This is a genomic window from Amycolatopsis saalfeldensis (assembly GCF_900110575.1).
Classification (GTDB): Bacteria; Actinomycetota; Actinomycetes; order Mycobacteriales; family Pseudonocardiaceae; genus Amycolatopsis; species Amycolatopsis saalfeldensis.
This window is the reverse complement of record NZ_FOEF01000012.1, coordinates 242,941-265,494: the sequence shown is the minus strand read 5'-3', so window position 1 is coordinate 265,494 and position 22,554 is coordinate 242,941. Positions and strand designations below refer to the sequence as shown.

The 22,554-nt window shown below is 71.2% G+C and carries 19 protein-coding genes; 12 read left to right on the top strand and 7 right to left on the bottom strand.

The features are described from left to right. Nucleotides 1–379: 379 nt before the first annotated feature. Entirely contained in the window at nt 380–1,726 is a 1,347-nt protein-coding gene (locus BMY97_RS26380) for an ABC transporter substrate-binding protein (RefSeq protein ID WP_091621197.1), read from the top strand. Between the two features lie 169 nt (nt 1,727–1,895). Next, nucleotides 1,896–3,965 carry a phosphocholine-specific phospholipase C gene (locus BMY97_RS26375; RefSeq protein ID WP_091621195.1) on the top strand — a complete coding sequence of 690 codons (2,070 nt, stop codon included), beginning with the start codon at nt 1,896–1,898 and terminating at the stop codon, nt 3,963–3,965. On the opposite strand, the gene BMY97_RS26370 is transcribed toward BMY97_RS26375, so the two are convergent. Next, a complete protein-coding gene (locus tag BMY97_RS26370; RefSeq protein ID WP_091621192.1) occupies nt 3,962–4,870 on the bottom strand; it encodes a GntR family transcriptional regulator in 909 nt (302 codons plus the stop codon). The two genes, BMY97_RS26375 and BMY97_RS26370, sit on opposite strands and share 4 nt — an antisense overlap. A 117-nt stretch (nt 4,871–4,987) precedes the next feature. On the opposite strand from BMY97_RS26370, the gene BMY97_RS26365 reads away from it, so the two are divergent. Genes BMY97_RS26365 through BMY97_RS26340 form a run of 6 tightly spaced genes read left to right on the top strand, consistent with a single transcriptional unit; the run spans nt 4,988 to nt 9,731 of the window. After that, on the top strand, nt 4,988–5,569 hold the full coding sequence (locus BMY97_RS26365) for a GNAT family N-acetyltransferase (protein WP_091621189.1): 582 nt from the start codon (nt 4,988–4,990) through the stop codon (nt 5,567–5,569). Next, nucleotides 5,566–6,432 carry an alpha/beta fold hydrolase gene (locus BMY97_RS26360; protein ID WP_091621185.1) on the top strand — a complete coding sequence of 289 codons (867 nt, stop codon included), beginning with the start codon at nt 5,566–5,568 and terminating at the stop codon, nt 6,430–6,432. Before BMY97_RS26365 ends, BMY97_RS26360 begins: the two co-directional genes overlap by 4 nt. A 27-nt stretch (nt 6,433–6,459) precedes the next feature. Continuing rightward, nucleotides 6,460–6,894 (top strand): MarR family winged helix-turn-helix transcriptional regulator, encoded by a 435-nt coding sequence (locus BMY97_RS26355; RefSeq protein WP_091621183.1) that lies wholly within the window; start codon nt 6,460–6,462, stop codon nt 6,892–6,894. A gap of 13 nt (nt 6,895–6,907) precedes the next feature. After that, entirely contained in the window at nt 6,908–8,617 is a 1,710-nt protein-coding gene (locus tag BMY97_RS26350) for an MFS transporter (protein ID WP_091621181.1), read from the top strand. Further along, complete coding sequence (locus BMY97_RS26345) at nt 8,614–9,177, top strand: cysteine hydrolase family protein (protein WP_091621179.1); 564 nt, start codon at nt 8,614–8,616, stop codon at nt 9,175–9,177. The genes BMY97_RS26350 and BMY97_RS26345 overlap by 4 nt, the downstream gene beginning before the upstream one ends. Continuing rightward, entirely contained in the window at nt 9,174–9,731 is a 558-nt protein-coding gene (locus BMY97_RS26340; protein WP_091621177.1) for a YbhB/YbcL family Raf kinase inhibitor-like protein, read from the top strand. The genes BMY97_RS26345 and BMY97_RS26340 overlap by 4 nt, the downstream gene beginning before the upstream one ends. On the opposite strand, the gene BMY97_RS26335 is transcribed toward BMY97_RS26340, so the two are convergent. After that, nucleotides 9,719–12,664 (bottom strand): alkaline phosphatase family protein, encoded by a 2,946-nt coding sequence (locus BMY97_RS26335; protein WP_091621174.1) that lies wholly within the window; start codon nt 12,662–12,664, stop codon nt 9,719–9,721. The genes BMY97_RS26340 and BMY97_RS26335 overlap by 13 nt on opposite strands. Nucleotides 12,665–12,713: 49 nt before the next feature. Beyond that, nucleotides 12,714–13,652, bottom strand: coding sequence for an SGNH/GDSL hydrolase family protein (locus tag BMY97_RS26330; protein ID WP_091621171.1), 939 nt, complete (start codon nt 13,650–13,652; stop codon nt 12,714–12,716). 129 nt (nt 13,653–13,781) lie between these two features. Here BMY97_RS26330 and BMY97_RS26325 point away from each other — a divergent pair, with 129 nt between their 5' ends. Beyond that, nucleotides 13,782–15,002, top strand: a complete 1,221-nt coding sequence (locus BMY97_RS26325) for a PucR family transcriptional regulator (protein ID WP_091621167.1) — start codon at nt 13,782–13,784, stop codon at nt 15,000–15,002. Here BMY97_RS26325 and BMY97_RS26320 read toward each other — a convergent pair. Next, complete coding sequence (locus BMY97_RS26320) at nt 14,963–15,739, bottom strand: SGNH/GDSL hydrolase family protein (protein WP_091621164.1); 777 nt, start codon at nt 15,737–15,739, stop codon at nt 14,963–14,965. The genes BMY97_RS26325 and BMY97_RS26320 overlap by 40 nt on opposite strands. Nucleotides 15,740–16,010: 271 nt before the next feature. Further along, nucleotides 16,011–16,586: a TetR/AcrR family transcriptional regulator gene (locus BMY97_RS26315; RefSeq protein WP_091621162.1), complete on the bottom strand. Its 576-nt coding sequence runs from the start codon at nt 16,584–16,586 to the stop codon at nt 16,011–16,013. A gap of 49 nt (nt 16,587–16,635) precedes the next feature. Between BMY97_RS26315 and BMY97_RS26310 the strand changes: the two genes are divergently transcribed. After that, on the top strand, nt 16,636–17,499 hold the full coding sequence (locus tag BMY97_RS26310) for an SDR family oxidoreductase (RefSeq protein ID WP_091621159.1): 864 nt from the start codon (nt 16,636–16,638) through the stop codon (nt 17,497–17,499). Here BMY97_RS26310 and BMY97_RS26305 read toward each other — a convergent pair. Beyond that, nucleotides 17,475–18,359, bottom strand: coding sequence for a helix-turn-helix domain-containing protein (locus BMY97_RS26305; protein WP_091621156.1), 885 nt, complete (start codon nt 18,357–18,359; stop codon nt 17,475–17,477). The genes BMY97_RS26310 and BMY97_RS26305 overlap by 25 nt on opposite strands. A 129-nt stretch (nt 18,360–18,488) precedes the next feature. Here BMY97_RS26305 and BMY97_RS26300 point away from each other — a divergent pair, with 129 nt between their 5' ends. Both BMY97_RS26300 and BMY97_RS26295 read left to right on the top strand, forming a co-directional pair. Next, the gene (locus tag BMY97_RS26300; protein ID WP_091621154.1) at nt 18,489–19,394 is read left to right on the top strand and encodes an MBL fold metallo-hydrolase; all 906 of its coding nucleotides are present in this window, start codon (nt 18,489–18,491) and stop codon (nt 19,392–19,394) included. Between the two features lie 23 nt (nt 19,395–19,417). After that, a complete protein-coding gene (locus tag BMY97_RS26295) occupies nt 19,418–20,890 on the top strand; it encodes a carboxylesterase/lipase family protein (RefSeq protein WP_091621151.1) in 1,473 nt (490 codons plus the stop codon). 102 nt (nt 20,891–20,992) lie between these two features. Here BMY97_RS26295 and BMY97_RS26290 read toward each other — a convergent pair whose 3' ends face one another. Further along, a complete protein-coding gene (locus tag BMY97_RS26290) occupies nt 20,993–22,435 on the bottom strand; it encodes a GntP family permease (protein ID WP_091621148.1) in 1,443 nt (480 codons plus the stop codon). Between the last annotated feature and the right edge of the window lie 119 nt (nt 22,436–22,554).

The window sequence follows — 22,554 nt, the reverse complement described above, 5'->3', positions numbered from 1 at the left end:
AAACCGCCGGGCGCGCATGAGCCCGATTCTTGTGCCATTACGTCCATCGGGCACAACCGGAAACGGGAAATCCCCCCGACCGGGCGAGGAAAGCGGCTCCTCCCCATTCGCCGGTAATCGACGCGCTATTTCCCACGGCCGGCGTGGCCGGCAGTCGCTCCGTCGAGGCGCCGGACGGGGCCCGCCCCGAACTGTGCCGATGACGCTGGTTTGTCACGAATACTCGACCTGATGCCGCGTTCGACTCGCCTGATCGGGGGAGGTCCGGTACCTTGCGTGCGATCACACGTACCGATGGTGACGACGTTGCCACCCTTTCCGGTGATTCTGCGATCACTGGTGATCGGGGGCCGCGCCCTGAGGCGGGAGGAACGGCTGGATGGTCGAGAGCGTGCGTCGTGGCAGGGTTTTCCTCATTTTCTCGGCGGCGGTGGTGCTCTTGGGCGCCCAGGCCTGCGGGGCGTCGAAGCAGGCTGACGAGACGATCAACGTGCTGATGGTCAACAATCCGCAGATGGTGGAGCTTCAGCAGCTCACCGCGAACGTCTTCACCCGGGACACCGGGATCAAGGTCAATTTCACCCTGCGGCCGGAGAACCAGCTGCGCGACGAGGTGCAGAAAGAGTTCACCGCCCAGACCGGCCGGTACGACGTCGCCTCGATCAGCAACTTCGAGACGCCGTTGTTCGCCCGCGAGAACCTGCTCGCGCCGCTGTCGGACTACGCCGCCGAGGACACGGATTTCGACCAGGGCGACATCATCGATTCCATCAGGTCGTCGCTCACCGGGGACGACGGCAAGATCTACGCCGAGCCGTTCTACGGCGAGTCCTCGTTCCTGATGTACCGGCTGGACGTGCTCAACCAGCTCGGGATCAAGCTGCCGGCCACCCCGACCTGGCAGCAGGTCGCCGACGCGGCGGCCGCGGCCGACCAGCCGGGCAAGGGCATGCGTGGCATCTGCCTGCGCGGCCAGCCGGGCTGGGGCGAGATGATCGCGCCGATGACCACGGTGGTGAACACCTTCGGCGGCGCCTGGTTCAGCCAGGACTGGCAGGCCACCGTCGACTCGCCGGAATTCACCGCGGCCGCGAAGTTCTACATCGGCCTGGCCCACGACCACGGCGAGGACAACGCCGCCAATTCCGGGTACGCGGAATGCCTCGACGCGATGCTGAAGGGCAAGGTGGCGATGTGGTACGACGCGACCGCGGGCGCCACCCAGCTCGAAGCCCCGGACAGCCTGGTCCGGGGCAAGATCGGCTACGTCGCCGCGCCGGTGGTGAACACCGGCTCTTCGGGCTGGCTCTACGCGTGGGCGTGGGGCATCGAGCGGGCGAGCAAACACCAGGACGCGGCCTGGAAGTTCATCTCCTGGGCCTCGGGCAAGAAGTACGAGCAGCTGGCCGCCCAGACCCTCGGCGGGGCGAAGGTGCCGGCGGGCAAGCGCCGGTCGACCTACAGCGACCCGCAGTACCTGGCGGATTCGGGGGCGTTCGCGAGCCCGACCGAGCTCGCCATCGAGTCGGTCAATCCGCTGAAACCGGGAGTCCAGCCCCGGCCGACGGTGGGGATCCAGTTCGTCGACGTGCCGGAGTTCCAGGACCTCGGCAACAAGACCTCGGCGTTGTTCAGCTCCGCCATCGCCGGCGACCTGACGGTGAAGGATGCGCTCCAGCGGTCCCAGGATCTCGCCGAACAGGTCGCGGTCAAATACCGCAAATGATCCCGCGGGGCGGCCGTTCGGGCACGGGCGGATGTCCGGAAGTCCTTCCGGGGGGTAGATCGGTCCGATCGTCGGTTGACACGGCGCGGGCGCCCGCGCATCCTTTCGGCGTTTGTTAACCGGTTGGGAGACAACGGGTCTCGCGGTCGGCCGCAGCGAGGAGGAACCGATGGTAGAAGTCAATCGCCGCAGATTCCTCCAGCTGGCCGCGGCGACGGCCGCGGCTTCGTCGATCCCGAGCATCGCCCGCGCGGCGTCGATTCCGGCCGCGATCTCCAGCGGCACGCTCGCCGATGTGGAGCACATCGTCGTGCTGATGCAGGAAAACCGGTCGTTCGACCATTATTTCGGCACGATGAACGGGGTCCGCGGCTTCGGCGACCCGCGGCCGGTCTACCTGCCGGGCGGCCAGTCCGTCTGGCACCAGCCCGATTCCGGCGGGCAGGTGACCCTGCCGTTCCGGCCGGACAAGGACGATCTCGGCCTGACGTTTTTCCAGGACCTGAACCACGATTGGAACGGCACGCACGACGCCTGGCACCGCGGCGCCTGGAATGGCTGGATCCCGGCGAAGAACCAGCCGACGATGGCCTACCTGAACCGGGGCGACATCCCGTTCCACTACGCCCTCGCCGACGCGTTCACCGTGTGCGACGCCTACCACTGCTCGCTGATGAGCTCCACCGATCCCAACCGTTATTACCTCTACTCCGGCTACGTCGGCAATGACGGTTCGGGCGGCGGGCCGGTGCTCGGGAACGAGGAGGCGGGCTACGGCTGGTCGACGTTCCCGGAAGTGCTGGAAGCGGCCGGGATCTCGTGGAAGGTCTACCAGGACGCCGGGCACGGCCTGGACCTCGCCGGCCATTGGGGCTGGACGACGGACAACCCGTACATCGGCAATTACGGCGACAACTCGCTGCTGTACTTCAAGCAGTACCAGAACACCCAGGCCGGCGACCCGCTGTTCGACAAGGCCCGCACCGGCACCAGCGTGGAGAACGGCGACGGGCTCTTCGACCGGCTGCGGGCGGACGTGCAGTCGGGCGGGCTGCCGTCGGTGTCCTGGATCGCCGCGCCCGAGGCCTACTGCGAGCACCCGTCCTGGCCGGCCAACTACGGCGCCTGGTACATCTCCGGCATCCTCGACGCGCTCACCTCGAACCCGGACGTGTGGAGCAAGACGGTCTTCCTGATCACCTACGACGAGAACGACGGCTTCTTCGATCACGTCGTGCCGCCGTTCCCGCCGCTGGACTTCGGCTGGGGGCTATCCACTGTGGACACCACGGGGGAGGTCTACCAGGGCGGCGCCTCGGCGGACTACCAGAAGGACAACCCGTACGGGCTCGGGCCGCGGGTCCCGCTGCTGGCCCTTTCCCCGTGGAGCGTGGGCGGCTGGGTCTGCTCCCAGACCTTCGACCACACCTCGGTCATCCAGTTCATCGAACAGCGCTTCGGCGTGCGCAGCCCGAATGTCTCGCCGTGGCGGCGCGCGGTGTGCGGCGACCTGACCCGCGCGTTCGACTTCACCGGGGCGAACAGCACGGTCCCCGGCCTGCCCGACACCGGCGGTTATGCGCCGCCGCCCGACCACAGCACCCCGCCGGTCTACACCCCGGTGCCGCCCGCCGGCGGCTCGCTTCCCCGGCAGGAGAGCGGTTTGCGCAAGGCTCGCCCGCTGCCGTACAACCTCGCCGTCGATTACCAGGCGAAGGACGGGCGGATGTACCTGACCTTCATCAACTCCGGTGACGCCGGGGCGGCCTTCTACATCACCTCGAAGATCCGCACCGACATCCCGTGGGTGTACACCGTCGGCGCGGGCGCGTCCGAGACCGACAGCTGGGCCCTGCCGAGCGGCGCGGAGTACCAGCTCTCGATCTTCGGCCCGAACGGCTGGCTGCGCGAGCTGGCCGGCACCACCGGTTCGGTGGGCCCGGAGGTCGTCGCCCGGGAGGACGCCACGAGCGGCCACGTCACGCTCACCTTCGTCAATCCCGGCAGCTCGCCGGTGCAGTTCGTCGGCACCGACGCGTACGACCCGTCCCAGAGCTACACCTACCACGTGGCCGCCGGCGCCTCACAGGTCGTGCCCAATTGGGGCGTGAGTCAGGCGAACCAGTGGTACGACATCACCGTGACGATCGACGCCGACCAGGCCTACGTCCGCCGCTTTTCCGGCCATGTCGAGAACGGGAAGGCGTCGACCAGCGATCCGGCCATCGCGACCGGTTAGGCGCACACGAGCGCGGCGAAACCGTCGAGATGGCAGGCCAGCCCGTACTCGAACAGTCCATTGAGGTCGGCCGCCGTTTCGGGTGGAACCGCTGCCAGTAAAGGAAAACGCCCGCTGTCGAGGAGCTGGCCGGTGCGCTCGCGCTGGGCCAGCCGCCACCCGTCGAGCGTCACCCCGGTTTCCTGCTCCGACTCGACCTCGGCCGCCATGGCCAGCGCGACGGTGATGACCAGGCCGTGGAGCGTCAGCGCTTCGCGGGTCCGCACGGCTATCGGCAGGCCGAGCCCGTCGAGTGCGCGCAGCGTCCATTCGGTGTGCGCCATCATGTTCGGCACGAGCATCGGGCGGGTCAAGGAGACCGCCCTCGGCAGCCAGAGGTGCCGACGGCACAGTTCCCACTGCCGGCGGGCGATCAGCTCGAGCTTCGCCCGCCACCCGTCCGGTCCTTCCGTGGGCAACTCGGCCTCGCCGAACGCCTCGTCGGCCATCTGCGTGACCAGTTCGTCCTTGTTCGCCACGTGCCGGTAAAGCGACATCGGCGCGGCACCGAGCTCGGCCGCGAGCCGCCGCATCGACACCGCGTCGAGTCCTTCGACGTCGGCGATCGCCATGGCGGCACGGAGCACGTGCTTGCGGCTCAGCGGCTGCTTGGCGCCGACGGCCCGCGGCGGCGTGGCCGGGGGCTTGCGGCGGGCGCTGACCACCGTGCCGGAACCGACCGTCGCCTCGACCAGCCCGTCTTCGCGCAACGCCGTCATCGCCTTGGCGGCGGTCGCGGCGGCGACGCCCCAATGCCGCGCGATCTGCCGGACCGACGGGATCCGCTCGCCCGGCCGCAACTCGCCGGTCCGGATGCGGCCGCGGATCTCCTCGACGATCCGCCGGTACGGCGGTTCCGCAGGCACAGGTGGCCTCCAGTCCGGTTGAATGTACTAGTTCACTTTCCCGGCTGATAGTACACTTTCTTGCTTCAGAAACGGGATTTCGAGTCGATCCGGCGGCGCTCTGAATACGGTGTACGCATGATCGAACCCACCCACGACCGGCAGGCGGTGTCGGACGTCCTCACCGAGGCGTTCACGGACGATCCGGTCGCCTCCTGGCTCTTCCCGGATGCGACGGAACGCGGCCGTCTCCAGTCGTCCTTCTACAGGCAGCTGCTGGACAGCGCCGCCGCCGAGGCCTACCTGCTCGGCCGTGGCGAGGGCGCGGCGGTGTGGCTGTCGCTGGCCGCGGGCCAGGCCCTCCAAGAAGACGCACCCAGCCCGGTTTTCGGCGAAAACGGCGAGCGGCTGGCAATTCTGGGGCGGGCGCTGGCCGAACGGCATCCTCGCCGGGAGCCGCACCTCTACCTCTCGTGCATGGGGGTGGCGCGGGGACGGCAGGGCGCCGGGCTCGGCTCGCTGCTGCTGCGGCACGGGCTGGCACGAGCGGACGCCGTCGGGCTCGCCGTGTACCTGGAGGCGAGTTCGCCCCGGAGCCGCGCCCTCTACCTGCGTCACGGCTTCACCGATCTCGGCGAACCGGTGCGGGTGGCGGACAGTCCGCCGCTGTGGCCGATGACCCGGGCAAACCACGAACCACACCAAGGAGAATCCCGATGACCACCAGTCCGTCACCGACCCTGGTTTTCGTGCATGGCACCAATTCCTCGGCGTACTTCTGCTCGGGGCTGATCACCGAGCTCACCCTGCGGGGGCACCGCTGCGTGGCCGTCGACCTCCCGGGGCACGGCACCGAAGGGTTCTTTCCCCGCTCGTACCAGGCTCCGCAGGACGTGGCGGGGCTGGCGACCGAGCCGTCGCCGCTGGCGAAGCTCACCATCGGCGACTACGTCGAGCGGGTGGTGGGCGTGGTGCGCCGCGCCCGCCGCCACGGGCCGGTGGTCCTGGCCGGCGCCAGCCAGGGCGGCGTCACCGTGAGCCGGGTCGGCAACGCCGTTCCCGAGCTGCTCGACCGGGTCGTGTACCTGGCGGCGTACTGCTGCGTCGACCTGCCCACCATGACCGCCTATCTCGAAACGCCGGAGAACCGCGAAAGCCTGCTGCCCAACGTGACCCGGGCGATGGTCGCCGATCCGGCGGTGCTCGGGGTGGCCCGGATCAACTGGCGCTCGGCCGACCCGGCCGTGATCGAGGGCATCAGGCAGTGCCTCGCCGGCGACTTCACCGACGAGGCGCTGGGCCGGCTGCTCAACCTGCTCGAGCCGGACGAGCCCGTCGGCATCCCCCTGGCCGACGCCCGCGGCGAAGCGCACACCTGGGGCCGGATTCCCCGGACGTACGTGCGGTTCACCCGGGACCGGCTGATCCCGCCGGCGCTGCAGGACCGGTTCATCGCCGAGGCCGACCGCCTCACCCCGGGCAACCCGACCGACGTGCGCAGCGTCGCGGCCCCGCACGTCGGCCCGTTCGACCGGCCCGAGCTGGTGGAGATCTTCGACGAGCTGGCCGGGCGAATGTACTAAGGCTGATTTATAAGGTAGCCTTAGTACATGAGCGAAGACGCGGACGAGGTCGCCTCGGCCCTGCTGGTGGGCGTCAGCGCGCTGATCCGGAGGGTGCGGCAAGTGCCCGTCGAGGGCGGGCTGACGATGCCCGAGCGGAACGCGTTGTCCGGGCTCGAGCGGTCCGGTCCCACCACCTCTTCGGCACTGGCCCGGGAGGCGCAGATCACCGCGCAGGCCATGGGGGCGACGCTCGGCTCGCTGCGGGCCAAGGGCCTGGTCGACCGCGGCCCGGACCCGGACGACGGCCGGCGTGTGGTGCTGGAGGTGACCGACGCCGGCCGTCAGGCGCTGAAGGACAAGCGCAACGCGCGCAGCGAGCTGGTCGCCCGGGTCCTGGCGAGCGGGGCGTTCACGCCGGAGGAGCTCGAGCAGCTCGGCGTGGCCGCGCCGCTGCTGGAGCGGCTCGCCCAGCACATCTGAGGGGAGTGGGCTGATGACCGATACCGCACAGAAACGCGCGGCCGGTGACCGGTACAAGTGGACGGCGCTGACCAACACCACCGCCGCGGTCTTCATGTCCGCACTGGACGGTTCCATCGTGCTGATCGCCCTGCCGGCGATCTTCCGGGGCGTGGACCTGGACCCGCTGGCGCCGGGCAACATCGCGTACCTGCTGTGGATGATCATGGGCTACCGGCTGGTCCAGGCCGTGCTGGTGGTCACGGTCGGGCGGCTGGGCGACATGTACGGCCGGGTCCGGATCTACAACGCCGGCTTCGGCGTGTTCACCGTGGCGTCGGTGCTGCTGTCGTTCGACCCGTTCGACGGCGGCCACGGGGCGATGTGGCTGATCGGCTGGCGGGTGGCGCAGGCGGTCGGCGGCTCGATGCTGACCGCGAACTCGGCCGCCATCCTGACCGACGCCTTCCCCGAGGAGCAGCGCGGTTTCGCGCTGGGCATCAACCAGGTCGCCGGCCTGGCCGGGATGTTCATCGGCCTGGTCGCCGGGGGACTGCTCTCGGCCTGGGACTGGCGGGCGGTGTTCTGGGTGAACGTGCCGGTCGGCGTGTTCTTCACGCTGTGGGCCTACCGAACCCTGCGTGACACCGGGAAACGCGGCGGCGGCCGGATCGACTGGTGGGGCAACCTCACCTTCGCGGTGGGGCTCAGCGCGGTGCTGATCGCGGTCACCTTCGGCCTGCAGCCGTATCAGGGGCACACCATGGGCTGGACCAATCCGCTGGTCGAGGTCCTGATCGCGGGCGGGCTGATCCTGCTGGCGGCGTTTGCCGTCATCGAGAGCCGCGTGGCCGCACCGATGATCCAGCTGTCGCTCTTTCGCTTGCGGGCCTTCACTTTCGGCAACCTGGCCGGGCTGGCCGTCTCGATCGGCCGCGGCGGCATGCAGTTCGTGCTGATCATCTGGCTGCAGGGCATCTGGCTGCCGCTGCACGGCTACGACTACGGCGACACACCGCTGTGGGCCGGCATCTTCATGCTGCCGCTGACCGCCGGCTTCCTCGCCGCGGGCCCGGTTTCGGGCTACCTGTCCGACCGGCTCGGCTCGCGGGGCCTGGCCACCAGCGGCGCGGTGCTGTTCGGCGCCAGCTTCCTCGGCCTGATGATCCTGCCGATCGACTTCGGCTACTGGGTTTTCGCCCTGCTGATCGCGCTGAACGGGATCGCCAGCGGGATGTTCGCCTCGCCCAACTCGTCCTCGATCATGGGCAGCGTGCCCGCGGCTTCGCGTGGGGTCGCGTCCGGCATGCGCGCCACTTTCCAGAACTCCGGCACCGCCGTCTCGATCGGGCTGTTCTTCTCGCTGATGATCGCCGGACTGGCCGGCAGCCTGCCGCACACCCTCACCAGCGGGCTGCACCAGCAGGGCGTGCCGGCCGACGTCGCCGCCCAGGTCGGCAGCCTGCCGCCGGTCTCGTCGCTGTTCGCCGCACAACTGGGCGTCAACCCGATCCAGCACCTGCTCGAACCCAGCGGCACCCTGGCCCACCTGACCGCGGCGCAGCAGCAAACCCTGACCGGACGCGAGTTCTTCCCCGCGCTGATCGCCGGTCCGTTCCACTCCGGACTGGTCATCGTGTTCGCCTTCGGTGCCGCTCTCGCCTTCCTCGCCGCGATCGCGTCCGGGTTGCGCGGCACCAACCCGGTCATCGGCAAGCAGCCACAGGAGAAACAACACTCATGACGCTGACCACCATCGATCCCAGCCCCGCGCTGGTCGTGATCGACCTGCAGAAGGGCATCGTCGGGGCCCGCGGCGACGATCCGATCTCCGCCGCCGTCGAACAGGCGACGCGGCTGGCCGGCGAATTCCGGCGGCACCGCCTGCCCGTGGTCCTGGTGAACGTCACCGGGCGCCCGCCGGGGCGCACCGAAACCGGACGTGACCGCGGCGGGGCGAGGACGCCCGGCTGGGCCGACCTCATCGACGAGCTCGACGCCGGCCCGGCCGACCACCTGATCACCAAGCGGCGGCGCAGCGCGTTCCACGACACCGGCCTCGACACCCTCCTGCGGGACCTCGGTGTCACCCAGGTCGTGCTCGCCGGCATCTCGACCGGCTCGGGCGTCGAGTCGACCGCCCGCTCGGCTTCCGACCACGGCTACCACGTCGTCCTGGCCACCGATGCGATGGCCGATCCCGACGCCGAAGCGCACCGGCACAGTGTCGGGCGCGTTTTCCCCAAGCTCGGCGAAACCGCCACCACCGCCGAAATCCTCGGCCGAATCGAGGCGACCCGATGACTCTGCTCGGACAGCTCCTGAAGAACCGCAAGGCCGGCGAAACCCACATGGCGTGGCTCCGGCCCCAGCTGCAAGGCCCCGAGCAGCTGGCCCTCACCAGCCGGGAGTTCGGCGACGGCGAAGCCCTGTCGCTGGAGAACTGCGCGAAGAACATCGGTGGCGGCGACCGGTCGCCCCACCTGGCCTGGACCACGCCGCCCGACGGCACCGCCCAGCTCCTCCTGGTCGTCGAAGACATCGACGTGCCCCTGAACAAACCCGCCGTGCACTGCCTCGCGCTGATCGACCCGGCTGCCGGGCCCCTCGACCTCGGCGCCCTGAACGGACGGCAGCCCGCGGCCGGGGTGCAGGCGCTCCGGTCCACCATCGGCCGGGGCTACCGCGGGCCCGGGCCGATCAAGGGTCATGGACCGCACCGTTACGTGTTCCAGCTGTTCGCGCTCGAGTCCCCCGTGGACAGTGCCATCGCCGGGGCCCGGCCTCGGACGCTGCTGTCCGCCGTCACCGCGCCCGTGCTCGGCCGCGCCCGGCTGACCGGCGTCTACGAACGCTGACCATCCACAGTGGATCCATCGACGATGCGGAACCGGGCCGGTTCGGACAGCGGGACGTAACCGTTCGCGGCGAGCAGGCAGACGAACAGCGTGGTCCCTGGTGCGCGGTCCTTCAGGACGAATTCGCGGGTTCCGGCCGCGCCGTCGGCCCACTGGTATTCGAGGTAGTCGTGGTAGTCCGGGTCCGTCCCGTGGTCGAGGTAGAGCCCGATCCAGTTCCAGCCGCTGGGCCGGTCGGTGGTGTAGGCCGCGGAAACCCGATCCTGCGGACGGTAAGCGGTCTTCTCGGTGGTGAGGCGAGGGGCGACCCGCACGCGTGCCGGTGGCGCGAGCGGGCGCCCGTCCGCCGTGAGGTGGTAAGCCGTGTAGCTGCCGCTGGGCAGGGGCGCCTTCCCGGCCGGGACGTCGACGGTGCCGCGCGCGCTGCCCGGCGGGAGCGGGACGGCCAGCTTCGGCGGCTCGCTGGGAACTCTGAACAGCGCAGTGGCGTCGGGGTCCGCGTAGACGGCGAGCTGGTGTTCGGAAACCGGTGTCGCGGTGTCGTAGGCCATGACGAACCCGCGGCCCCACTCGTAGAGGGACCGGTCCGGCTGGAGCCGGTTGAACGGGGCGGCGTCGTCGGAGGTCAAGCCGGGCCGGCCGGTTTCGATGTAGCCGCGGAACCGGCGCAGGAAGCCCGCGTCGGCGTCGGCGGTGATGGTCAGGTCGTACCAGCCGCTGCCTTCTCGGGGCGCCGCGGTGGGAAACGGCGCGGTCACGGTGGCCGCGGGAGCGACCGCGAAGGTCCAGGGGCCGCCGGCGCGGTAGGCGTTGGCCTTGACGGTCAAGACCACGGGTTTCTTGCCGGTATTGGCCAGGGTCAGGGTGAGGGGCCGGCCGCCGAGCGGTGAGGTAGCGGCGGTGACCTCGATCGTCGCGCCCGCCTGGGTGAGGTCTCCGGCGAAGCGGGCCTGGAAACCGTTGGGGGCGTAGCAGCTCAGGTCGTACTTGCCCGCCGCGCCGTCGCGGGTCGCGTCGACGTTCTCGGTGACGGGCTGTCCGGGCGCCACGTCGTAACGCGCAGGTGCCGCCTCGGCCGTGGCGAAGTCGCGAAAGGCGTTGGCGTGCAAGGAATACTGGATACTCGTCGAACCGGGGGCGCCGCCGTGGCCCATGGTCACGACGACCTGGCCGTGCGCGGCGTCCTGGCGGAGGTTGACCAGCGGGGCGTAGGGCAGCGGCCGTTTCGCCGTGGTCCCCGCCCGCTGGACGGGCGCGGCCTGCGGCGACGGCACGGGCTGGTTCTTCCCGGTCCCCGGCTGTTCGGCGGGCGCCGGGACCGGGGGCAGCGAGGGCGGCGCCGACGTGGTGAAGTCCAGCGCCGTGGTGAGATCGCCGGTGACCGAACGCCGCCACGCGGAGATGTTCGGCTCGTCCACACCGGTCACGAGTTCGAGGAGCCGGAGCACGGAGGTGTGGTCGAAGACCTCCGAACTCACCCCGCCCTTGCTCCAGGGCGAGATCACCGTCATCGGGACGCGGGCGCCCAGGCCGACCGGGATGCCGAGGGCGTTGTCGCCGCCGCTGCCCGGTGGCGCCGTCGGCGGCAGCACGTGGTCGAAGAAGCCGTCGTTCTCGTCGTAGTTGAGCAGGAACGCCGTCTTGTTCCAGGTCTTCGGGTCCGAGCAGACCACGTCGAGCAGGTCGTGGACGGCCTTGGCGCCGTAAGCCGGGCCCCAGACCGGGTGTTCGGTCTGCTGTTCCGGCAACACCAGCCACGACACCGTGGGCAGGGTGCCGTTCTCCACGTCGCGGCGGAACTCGCCGAGCAGACCGCCGGCCTCGGCGCGGTACAGCCCCCGCTCGAAGAGCCGGAGTTCCGCGGGGGTCAGCGTCTTGAGCCCGGCGTCGAGCAGCTTGAGCAGCCGGGGCCGGTCGGCCGGTTTGGCCGCGACGTCACGGTAGAAGTATTCGAGCGTGCGGTAGGGCAGGGGAGCGGCGCCGGTGCCGGTGTTCCGCAGGACCTTCTCCATGACCCGCACGAAGGGGGCGAAGTAGTCGAGCACGTTGTCGCCGTAGTTGTCCCACTCCTGGTAGACCCGCCAGCTCACCCCGCGGGACTCGAGGCGCTCGGGGTAGCTGGTCCACCGGAACCCTTGCAGTGCTTCGAGCAGGTTCGCCGGCAGGTTCGGGTCGTCGGTCATTCTCCGGTAGACCGGTGAGCTGAGGTCGAAGCCCACGGCGCCTTTCACCAGCGGGCCGAGCACACTGGCCACGGGCGGGCTCGCCACGCCGCGCAGCAGGGCGGCGACCCCGTCGGCGACGGCCTGGTCGCCGAAGGCCAGCGCGAACCGCAGGCCGGCGTCGCTGCCGAGGATGACGTCCCGCATCAGGGTTTCGATGTTCTCGTAGGCCGCGGGGTTGTCGACCTTCCCGGTCATCAGGTACCGCCGGTTCGGCAGCGTGGGCCCGGCCACCGAGCAGTGGTAGTGGTCGCAGCTGGTGAACGCGCCGGCGAGCTGGTGGTAGAACTCCAGTTCTTCCGGCGGGTAGTAGGCCATGGTGGTCGGCGACTTCGCCGCGCACCACTGGTCGTACCGGCCGAGGTGCCAGGCCTGGTTGCCGCTGCCCAGCGAATGGTCGAGGCCGTTGAGGTTCTGCAGGCTGGTGGGGAACGGGAGCACGTAACCCTCGCTGCCGCCGGGCTGGTGGAACACCGACCGGCCGGTCGGCAGCTGCACCGCGTTGAGGTCGGCGAAGCCGCGGACTCCGCGCAGGGTGCCGAAGTAGTGGTCGAAGGAGCGGTTCTCCTGCATCAGGATCACCACGTGCTCGACGTTGCCCAGCCCGCCCGGCGGCGCGGGTGCCGCCAGCGCCCGCACCATGCTGGCCGGCAGCAGCGACAGCGCGCCGACGCCGCCGACCGCGTTCCGCAGGAATCCACGACGATCCATGACCAACCCCAGACGTGACGATCAGCTGAAGACGAGACGGGAAAGCCCGTCAGGACCGGGCATCGGTCTTCCGGCCGGTGCCGAGCGCTTGCCGGATGGCCGGGACGACCGCGGCCATTCCGGCGGCGTTCGGGTGCAGCGGCGCGATGCCGTTGTCGACGATGGTGGGCAGGACGCCCTCGATCCACTTGGTGCCGATGCCCTGGCAGGCGTCGTGGCCGATGCTGGGCGTGCGCGTGTCGACGTAGGTCGCGCCGTTTTCCGCGGCCTGCTGGGCCATGCGGGTGTTGAGCCGGTCGATGTTGGCCTGGATGTAGTCGGCGTCCTGGGGCAGGACCGGCACGAACGGCCAGCAACCGCCGGGCTGGATGCCGGTGGGGTAACCGACCAGCAGGATCCGCGCGTTACGCGCGCGGTGGCGGATTTCCTTGATCACGGTGGCGTAAGCAGGCGCGAAGGCGTCGATCTTGCGGGCGTACTGGTCGACCCCGCCCGCGGTGTCGGTGGCCTGGCAGGACTTGCCGAGCACCGGCGCGTCGGTGACCCCGTTCTGCGGCAGCAGGTTGAGGCAGGATTCGGCGAGCCCGACGAGGCCGATGTCGTTGCCGCCGATCTGGACGGTCACGAGCGTGGTGTCGGCGGACAACGCGTCGTACTGGGGCGCGGCGGTGCCGAAGACGTTGCCTGCCTGCGGTCCGGCGAAGTTCTTGGTGGTCGCGCTGCTGCAGGTGACGTCACGCAGCACGGAAGCGTTGATCGCCTTCGCGAGCAGGCCGGCGTAGTTGATGCTCGATCGCGCGCAGGTGAACAGGTCGCTCTGCGGCAGGATGAGCGGGCCCGCGGCGAACGAGTCGCCCATCGCGACGTAAACCGGTTTGGCCGGCGCGGCGCTCGCGGGGGTGCCGAGTCCGGTGATCGCCACCGCGGCGAGGGCGACGGCGGCTGCCGCCCGGGTGAAGCCGCGGAAACGGCGGGTGGGCGCGATCATGAGAGCCTCCGGTGGCGACGGTGCAACGTGAAAGATTCTCACCTGGCGTGAGCAGCATCCGTGACGAAGGCGCGCCGGGACTACGTCGATCCCGCGCGTCTGTGATCAGGGTTTTTGTAGGCTTCCTCTATGACCGAGGCTTCCGTGCAGCTGTGGCGCCGGCTCGACCCCGCCGTGCTCGCCCGGCTGGAACCGGACGTGACGGTGATCGCCGCGGCCGCGATCGACCAGGTCCGGGCCGGGCTGAAACAGCCGTTGGACGAGGCTACGGCGGCGAATCTGCGCACGACCGTGACCGCCGCGCTGACCGCGTTCTTCGCCGAGATCGAGCACGCGGAGACGGTGGCGGACCGGGAGGTCTACCGCGCGCAGGGGCGGGCGCAGCACACCGCGGGCCGGAGCCTGGAGGAGATGCTCCGCTTCTACCAGCTGGGCGCGCTGGGCGTCTGGCGGCAGCTCACCTCCTCGGCGCACGCCGCCGAACTGCCGATCCGCGCGGTGGTCGAGCTGGGCGAGGCGCTGTTCGCGTTCATCGCCGAGCTGTCCGCTTCGGCGGCCGACGGTTACGCCGAAGCCCGTTCCCGGGCGGCTCGCGCGGGGCAGGCGCAGCGCGACCGTCTGCTCGGCCTGCTGCTGGCCGAGCCCCCGACCGCGCCGGACCTGCTCGACGACGCCGCAAGGGACGCGTCCTGGCTGCCGCCGGATCGGGTCCTCGTCGCGGTGACCAGCGCCGAAGTCTCGTCGCTGCTGCTCGATCGGCTGCCGAGCCGGGTGCTGGCCGGCCGGCGCCTCGACCTGACGGTGGCGATCATCCCCACCGACCGGGCGGACTGGTACCTCGACCGGTTGCGCGGCTTGCTCGGTGCGCACCAGGCCGGCCTCGGCCCCGTCGTCGCGCTGCGTGAGACGGCGCGCAGTGCCCGCCGCGCCACCGCGCTGTGGCGGCTGGCGACCGGCGGCACGCTGGGCACCGCGCCGGTCGTGCGAGCGGCCGACCATCACATCGACCTCATGCTCACCGCGGACCGCGAACTCGCCGCCGAGTTCGCGGCGGAAGTGCTGGCCCCGCTGGCCGGACTGGCCGAGCCGGTCCGGCAGCGGCTCACCACAACGCTCGCCGCCTGGCTGGCCCGGCCCGACCAGCCGCAGGCCATCGGCGCCGAACTGCACGTCCACGTCCAGACCGTGCGGTACCGGCTCCGTCAGCTGAGGGACCTGTTCGGCGGCACCATCGACGACCCCGCGGGCCGGTTCGCGCTCGCCATCGCCCTGCGCGTGTTTCCGCACACGAAGGCAATGGACCAGCGGGATCAGCAGATCGAGGCGATGGAGGAAGCCCAGCCCCAGTAGGCGCCGTACTCGGCGAGGTTGCCGGCGTCGTTGAGGTGGACGTTGTCCGGCAGCCACGGCGACGGGTTGGGCAGCGTCGCGGAAGCGGCGGGCGGGACGTACTGGCGGAGATCCACGAGCGCGACGCCCTTGGCCACTGCGGTGTTGTAGATCTGGGTGGCGTACTCGCTCCAGGTGTGGGTCTGGGTGGGCGGGGACGACGGGGTCTTCGACCACTTGAGCTCGGCGTAGATGGACAGCAGGATGGTCGCGTCCGGCCGCGCGGCGCGAACGTTGTCGATCACCTTCGCGAAGTCGGTGGCGAACTGGGCCGGGTCCTTCTGGATCAGGAACTCGTTGCCGCCGAGGTCGATCACCACGAGGTCCGGCTGGGACGCGGCCATGCCCGCGGTGGCGGTGGTGGTGTCGCTCCAGCGGCCGCCGGGCAGGTAATCACTCGCCATCGCGCCGTTGTGCGCGCGATTGTCCACTTTGGTCCCCCACTGCGCGTGGAGGTCGTTGGTGAACTTCGTGGTCCAGCCGTACTGGGTGGGCGCCGGGAGGTCGCGGCCGGCGGGGTAGCCGGTGGTGCCGTAACCGGTGTCCGCGGAGGTGCCGAGGATGGAGACGTCCGAGTGGTCGGCGCACCAGGCGGGCTTGGTCGTGGTGTCGGCCTGCGCCGAGGGCACCAGCCCCGCCCCCGTGGTCAGCCCGGCGATGAGCAGGACGGCGGCGGCGTATTTCGCGCGGAGTTTCATTTTCGCCCTATCGCTGACGGGTTTCGGAGTGTTAGCCGGTTACTCCGGCTTCTGGGCCGGTGCACCGAGGCGATACCGAACAGACGCACGAGCGTTGCCAGCTGGTCACCGTCGAGGCTGCTGCCCACAAAGGATTCGACGGTCGACGCCGGGGTCTGGTGCGCCGAAGTCCCCTCCCGGCTCCCTGCCGGGTGATCGGTGACGCGTTCTCCTGGCGCGGCGCTTGCGCTGGTGCTGGCCGGGCTCGCCCTCGTCCGAAGTGGACGCTTGCCTAGCCGGTCCGGCCGGCGGTCAGGTCCACCAGGGTGGTGACGATGTCCTCGGCTGTCGTGTCCCACTTCTCCTTCGTCAGATGCCCGCTGAGCTCCGTTCCGGCGACGCCGTGCGCGCTGGTGAAGAGCAGGGCGCCGTACCGCCGCGCCTCGTCCGGGCCGACGACGGCGGCGACGATGGCCAGGAACTCCTCCTGGGCGCGGGAGGCGGCGCGCACGGCGGCATCGGGGTCGCCGGTGGGGGTGCTGTACATCATCAGATAGAGGTGGGGCTGGTTCCGGCCCACCTGGATGAGCGTCATCAGGGCCCGCCGCAGCTGCGCGGGCGGGGCGTCGGGCGTGGCGCGGATCGTGTGGAAGGCGTCGGCGATGCGCTCCCAGCTTTCCGTCGCCACCGCCGTGATCAGGCTGCCCTTGTGGGCGAAATGCCGGTACGGCGCGCCTCGCGAGACGCCGGCGCGGGCGCCGACTTCGCGCAGCGTCACCGCTTCGGGCCCTCCGGCGTCGAGGAGCTGGGCGGCGGCATCGATGAGGGCCCGGCGGGTGGCGGCCGCGGACTCCAGACGGGTGACCATGGCCGCAGCTTACAGTTGACAGTGTCATCTGGCGTGCTACGTTGTTGAGATGACAACGTCAACTGAACTGGTCGTCGTGACCGGAGCCTCCACCGGGATGGGTGCGGCCGCCGCCCGTGAGCTGGCCGGCCGGGGCTTTCACGTCCTCGCGGGCGTTCGCCGGGAAAGCGACGCTCTTCGAGGCCCGAACCTCGAGCCGGTGATCCTGGACATCACCCGGCCCGGCGAGATCGAGGCGCTCGCCAAGCGCATCGAGGCCGACCCCGCGCACCGGCCGCTGCGGGCGCTGGTGAACAACGCGGGCATCGCCGTGAACGCCCCGGTGGAGACGCTGCCGCTGGACGAATGGCGGCGGCAGTTCGAGGTCAACCTCTTCGGCCACATCGCCGTCACCCAGGCGCTCATGCCCGCGCTGCTGGCCGCCTCGGGCCGGGTGGTCAACATCAGCTCGGTCGGCGGCCGGATCGCCATGGCCACGTACGGGGCCTATGCCGGCACGAAGTTCGCCTTCGAAGCGGTCAGCGACTCCCTGCGCCGGGAGGTCGGCCCGCTGGGCGTGCGGGTGGTGGTCGTCCAGCCCGGCGGGGTGAGCACGCGGATGTCGGCTCGCGGCATCGCGACCGCCACCGAGCTGGCCGGCGGCATGACCGACCGGCAGCACGACCGCTACGGCCCGCTCGTCCAGGCGATCATCGGGCAGTCGGCCGCCATGGCCCGCACCGGGCTGCCCGCCGAGAAGGCCGGCCTCGTGATCGCGCGGGCGGTCACCGACCGCCGGCCCCGCACCCGCTACACCATCGGCCGCGACGCCGCGCTCCTCACCCGGCTCGCCCGCGTGCTGCCGGACCGGCTCCTCGACCGGATCCTCGCCGCCAACCTCCGGCCGCACTACCCGAAGGCGGCTGCCGCCTGAGCCACGGACGGCAATCCCGTGTGCCGGAGCAGCGCGAGCGCTTCCTCGGAGGGCGACCTGGCGGGCGTCGTGCACACGATCAGCGCCTGCTCCGGTGAACGGGCGACCGCCAGCGTCTGCTGGGTCACGGTCACCGCGCCGACGACGGGATGGTGCAGTTCGTAGGACGCGGCATCGCAGGGGAGCACGCGGTGGTCCGCCCACAGCGCGACGAACTCCGGGCTTTTCATCGTCAGCTCGCCGATCAGCTCCGCGAGCAGCGGGTCGTCCGGGTGCTTGCCGACGGCGATGCGCAGATTGCCGACCACGGCGCGGGCCTTGCGCTTCCAGTCCGTGTACAGCTCGCGGCAGTGCGGGTCGAGGAACACCAGCCGGCTCATGTTCGGGCGCCGCGCCGGGGTTTCCGGGCCGGCGAAGTCCAGGTGGCCGGCCAGCAATGCGTGCCCGAGGGCGTTCCAGGCCAGCACGTCCGTGCGCCGGCCGAGCACCAGCGCCGGGACGCCGTCGACGGCGCGCAGGAGGTCCCGCGTCTCGTCGGCGAGTCTTTCCGGCCGGGGACGGCGCACCCGGGGCGTGTGGCGGGAGGCGCCGGCGAGCCGGTCGAGGTGGTCGCGCTCGTGGCCGTCGAGCCGCAGGGCGCGGGCGATCGCGTCGAGCACCTCGGCCGACGCCCCGCGCGACAGGCCCTGCTCCAGCCGCGTGTAGTACGAAACGCTGACCCCGGCCAACTGCGCCAGTTCCTCGCGCCGCAGGCCGCTGACGCGCCGGCGCGGGCCGAGGTCGCGCAGCCCGACGTCCTCCGGCCGCAGCCGCGCCCGCCGGGCTTGCAGGAAGTCGCCGAGGGGGCCAGGTCCGTCCATGACCCCAGTATCCGTGGCGCCGCCGGGCCCGAGCCACACCCTGCGCGGGGTAGGACAACGCGGGAGTGGCTCGCGCCCGCCGGCGTGTCCAGGCTCGGGGTCATCCACCGAACTCGAGGACGGGACCACATGGAGCAGCTCACCCTGGGAGACGTCACGGTCACCCGGATCAAGGAGTTCTACGGCTCGGTCGAGATGACCCCGGGCCAGTTCTTCCCCGATCACCCCGAAGGCTCGCCCGCCGAGCACCGCGGCCTGCTGGCGCCGGACTTCTGGGACCCGGAGACCGGCCAGTGCCAGTCGGCGCTGCAGTCCTGGCTGCTGCGCAGCGAGGGGCGCACGATCCTGGTCGACACCGGCGTCGGCAATCACAAGGAGCGCCCGTACGCGCCGGTGTGGAGCCGCCTGGACACCGCGTACCTCGACAATCTCGCCGCCGCCGGGGTCCGGCCCGAGGACGTCGACGTCGTGGTCAACACCCACCTGCACATCGACCACGTCGGCTGGAACACCCGGCTCGACGGCCGCGCCTGGGTGCCGACCTTCCCGAACGCGACGTACCTGATGACCCGGCAGGACTTCGAGTTCTGGGACCCGGCCAACGAGTACGAGACCGTCTTCGGCCGCGGCAACCAGAACGTCTTCGAGGACAGCGTCACGCCGGTCCAGCAGGCGGGGCTGGCGCATCGGTGGGAGGGGTCGTACCGGATCGACAAGAACCTCCGCCTCGACCTTGCGCCCGGGCACACCCCCGGCTCGTCGGTGCTCACGCTGGAGTCCGGCGGCGACCGGGCGCTGTTCGTCGGCGACCTGGTGCACAGCCCGCTGCAGATCGTGGAGCCGGGGACCAACTCGTGCTTCTGCGAGGACCCGGCCGAGGCGCGGGCCACCCGGCACAAGCTGCTCGGCCAGGCCGCCGAGAACCGCGCGCTCGTCTTCCCCGCGCACTTCGGCGGGCAGGGGGCCGCGCAGGTCGAGCGGGACGGGTCGAAGTTCGTGATCAAGGAGTGGGCGGGCCTGTCCCGCATCGCGTGATTCCCGGAAAGGAGGCGTTTCCCGTGACCCAGCAAGCAAATCCGGTCGTCGAGACCCCGGCGGGCGCCGTGCGCGGCGGCCGTGACGAGTCCGGCGAGTTCTACCGCGCCATCCCGTACGCGGCGGCCCCGGCCGGCGCCGGACGGTTCGCTCCGCCCGCGCCGCACCCGGGCTGGGCCGGGGTCCGCGACGGCACGGCGCCCTCGCCGACGGCGCCCCAGCCGGCCCGCGACTTCGGCCGGTTGGACATGACGCCGTACTTCGGGCCGGGCTGGGTGCGGGGCGAGGAGTACCTGACCGTCGACGTCCGCACGCCGGCCGCCGACGGAAACCGGCGTCCGGTCATGGTTTTCGTGCACGGCGGCGGGTTCGTCACCGGTTCGACGCGCGCCGCGCTCTACGACGGCAGCGCGTTCGCCCGCGACGGTGTGGTCCTCGTGACGGTGAACTACCGCGTCGGCATCCCCGGATTCCTCGACCTGCCGGGCGCCCCGCCCAACCGCGGGCTGCTCGACGTGCTCGCCGCGCTCGGCTGGGTGCGCGACACGATCGCGGCGTTCGGCGGCGACCCGGGCAACGTGACGGTCTTCGGCCAGTCCGCGGGCGCCACGCTCACCGGCGCGCTGCTCGCGACACCGGAGGCCAACGGCCTGTTCCGGCGGGCGATCGTCCAGAGCGGCAGCGGCACCGGCGCGTTCACCCCGGAGCAGGCGCGCCGCGTCACCCTCGCGGCCGCCGCCGCGCTGGGCGTCGAACCGGTCGCCGAGGCGTTCGCGCCGATCCCGGACGAGCGCTTCCTGGCGATCCTGCCCGCACTGGCGGGCCTCGACCTGCGCACCGAGACCGCGACCGACCCGCTCGCCGGATTGAGCCCGTTCAGCCTGGTCCTCCCGGTCCAGCCCGCCGACGGCCTCGCCGCCGGCCCGGCCGCCGACGTCGGCCTGCTGCTCGGCACCACCACCGAGGAAGGCCACCTTTACCTGGTGCCGCAAGGAAATCTGGAGTCCTCGACGGAGGCGGACGTGCTGGCCGTCGCCGCCCGGGCAGCCGCGGACCCGGAGGCCGAAGTCGCCACGCACCGCTCGGCCCGGCCCGGCGCGTCACCGGGCGAACTGCGTTCCGCGGTACTCGGGAAGGCGCTGTTCGGGGCCGGCACGGCGCGCCTGGCGCGGGCCCATGCGCGCATCTCGGACGGCCACACGCACGTCTACTCGTTCGGCTACCGGTCGACGGCACTGGGCGGACGGCTCGGCGCGGCCCACACCGTGGAGCTGCCGTTTGTCTTCGACCTCGCCGAAAAGCCTTGGCTGCACGGGGAAACGGGCCTGCTCGGCCCCGATCCCGCCCCGCCCGGCCTCGCGGCGCGGATGCACGCCGCCTGGATCGCGTTCGCCCGGACCGGCGACCCGGGCTGGTCCGCCTACGACCCGCGGCGGCCCGTTGCGGAGGTCTTCACCGCGTCCCGGCTCAGCGGGGAACCGGGCTCGGCGTGGTAGACCGACAGCTTCGGCCCCCCGGTCGGCGAACAGGTTCCGGGTGCTTTCGTACTGGGCCGGAACCACGCCTTCCCGGCGGACGCATGAGCGCCGCGGAAGCTGTCAGACGAACAGGTTGAGCACCAGGAGCATGAGCAGCCCCAGGACGCTGACCAGCGTCTGCACGGTGGTGTGGAGCTTCGTCGCCTGGCTCATCGACATGCCGAAGGATTCCTTCACCAGCCAGAAACCCGCGTGGTTGACGTAGTTCAGCCCGATCGAGCCGGCGCCGATGGCGACCACGACCATCGAGGTGTACCAGCTGCCGCCGTGGGGCAGGAGGGGCGCGACGATGCCGGTCGAGGACACGATCCCGACCGTCGCCGAGCCGGTGGAGGCCGAGAGCAGCAGCGCCAGCAGCCAGCCGAGCACCAGCACGCTGATGCTGAGCCCGGCGGCCGCGGAGCCGACCGCGTCGCTGATGCCCGAGTCCTGCAGCACCTCGTTGAACGCGCCGCCGCCGCCGATGATGAGCAGGATGCCGACGACCGGCTTCAGGCTGTCGGCGAGGGACCGCCGGACGGACTCGCCGTCGCGGCCGCGCAGCAGGGCGAGCGCGAAGAGTGCGAACAGGAAGCCGGCCAGCATGGCGATGACGGGTTCGCCGAGCAGCACCGCGGCGGAGCGGAACCCGTTGCCGTTCGGCAGGACGATCTCGGCCAGCGTCCGCAGGAGCATCAGGGCGACCGGCACCAGGATGGCCGCGACCGCGGTCCGCGTCGGCACCGCCCGGCGGCGGGTGCCGGTGCCGGCTTCCCGCGCGGGCACGCCGGCCCCGGCCAGGTCGCGTCCGCCGTCGCGCTCGTCGATGGCACCGCGGTGGGTGAACTGGTCCACCAGTGCCCGGTCCGGCTCGATGCTCAGCCGGGCCGAGAGCCAGCGGCCGAAGACGGGGCCGGCGAGGATCACCGTCGGCACGGCGCAGACCAGGCCGACCAGGATGGTCTTGCCGAGGTCGGCGTGCAGCCCGGACACCGCGATCAGCGGGCCGGGATGCGGCGGCACCATGCCGTGCAGGGTGGCCAGCGCGGCGATGGTCGGCGTCGCGAGCAGGGTGTAGGACGAGGTCTTGGCGGCACCGCTCAGCCGGAGCCGCTCGGCGACGCTGAACACGAGCGGCAGCAGCACGATCAGGCCGACCTCGAAGAACATCGGGATCCCGATGATGAACGCGGCCAGCGCCATCAGCCACGGCAGCGTCCGCGGCGTCGAGCGGGCCACCACCGTGGCCGCGATCCGGTCGGTGGCCCCGGAATCGGCGAGCAGGCGGCCGAGCATCGTGCCCAGCGCCAGCGTGACGCCGACGTTGCCGAGGATGTCGCCCGCCCCGGTCTCCATCGACTTGGCGACCTGGCCCGCGGGCTCCCCGGCGGCCAGGCCCGCGGCCAGCGACACCACCAGCAGCGCGACGAAGGGGTGCAGCCGCAACCGGGAGTTGATCAACGTCACCAGCAGCCCGATGGCCACCACCAGGATCGCCAACAGGAACCACGTGCGCTCGCCCACCGCGAAAGCCTCCGCTTCTCGACCACGGCGGCTGTCGGGAAAAGAGCAGCGCCGCTCGCTGGAACCGATTCCGGAACCGGTTCCGGAGTCTGGCACCCGAGCCGCACCCGGTCAAGTCC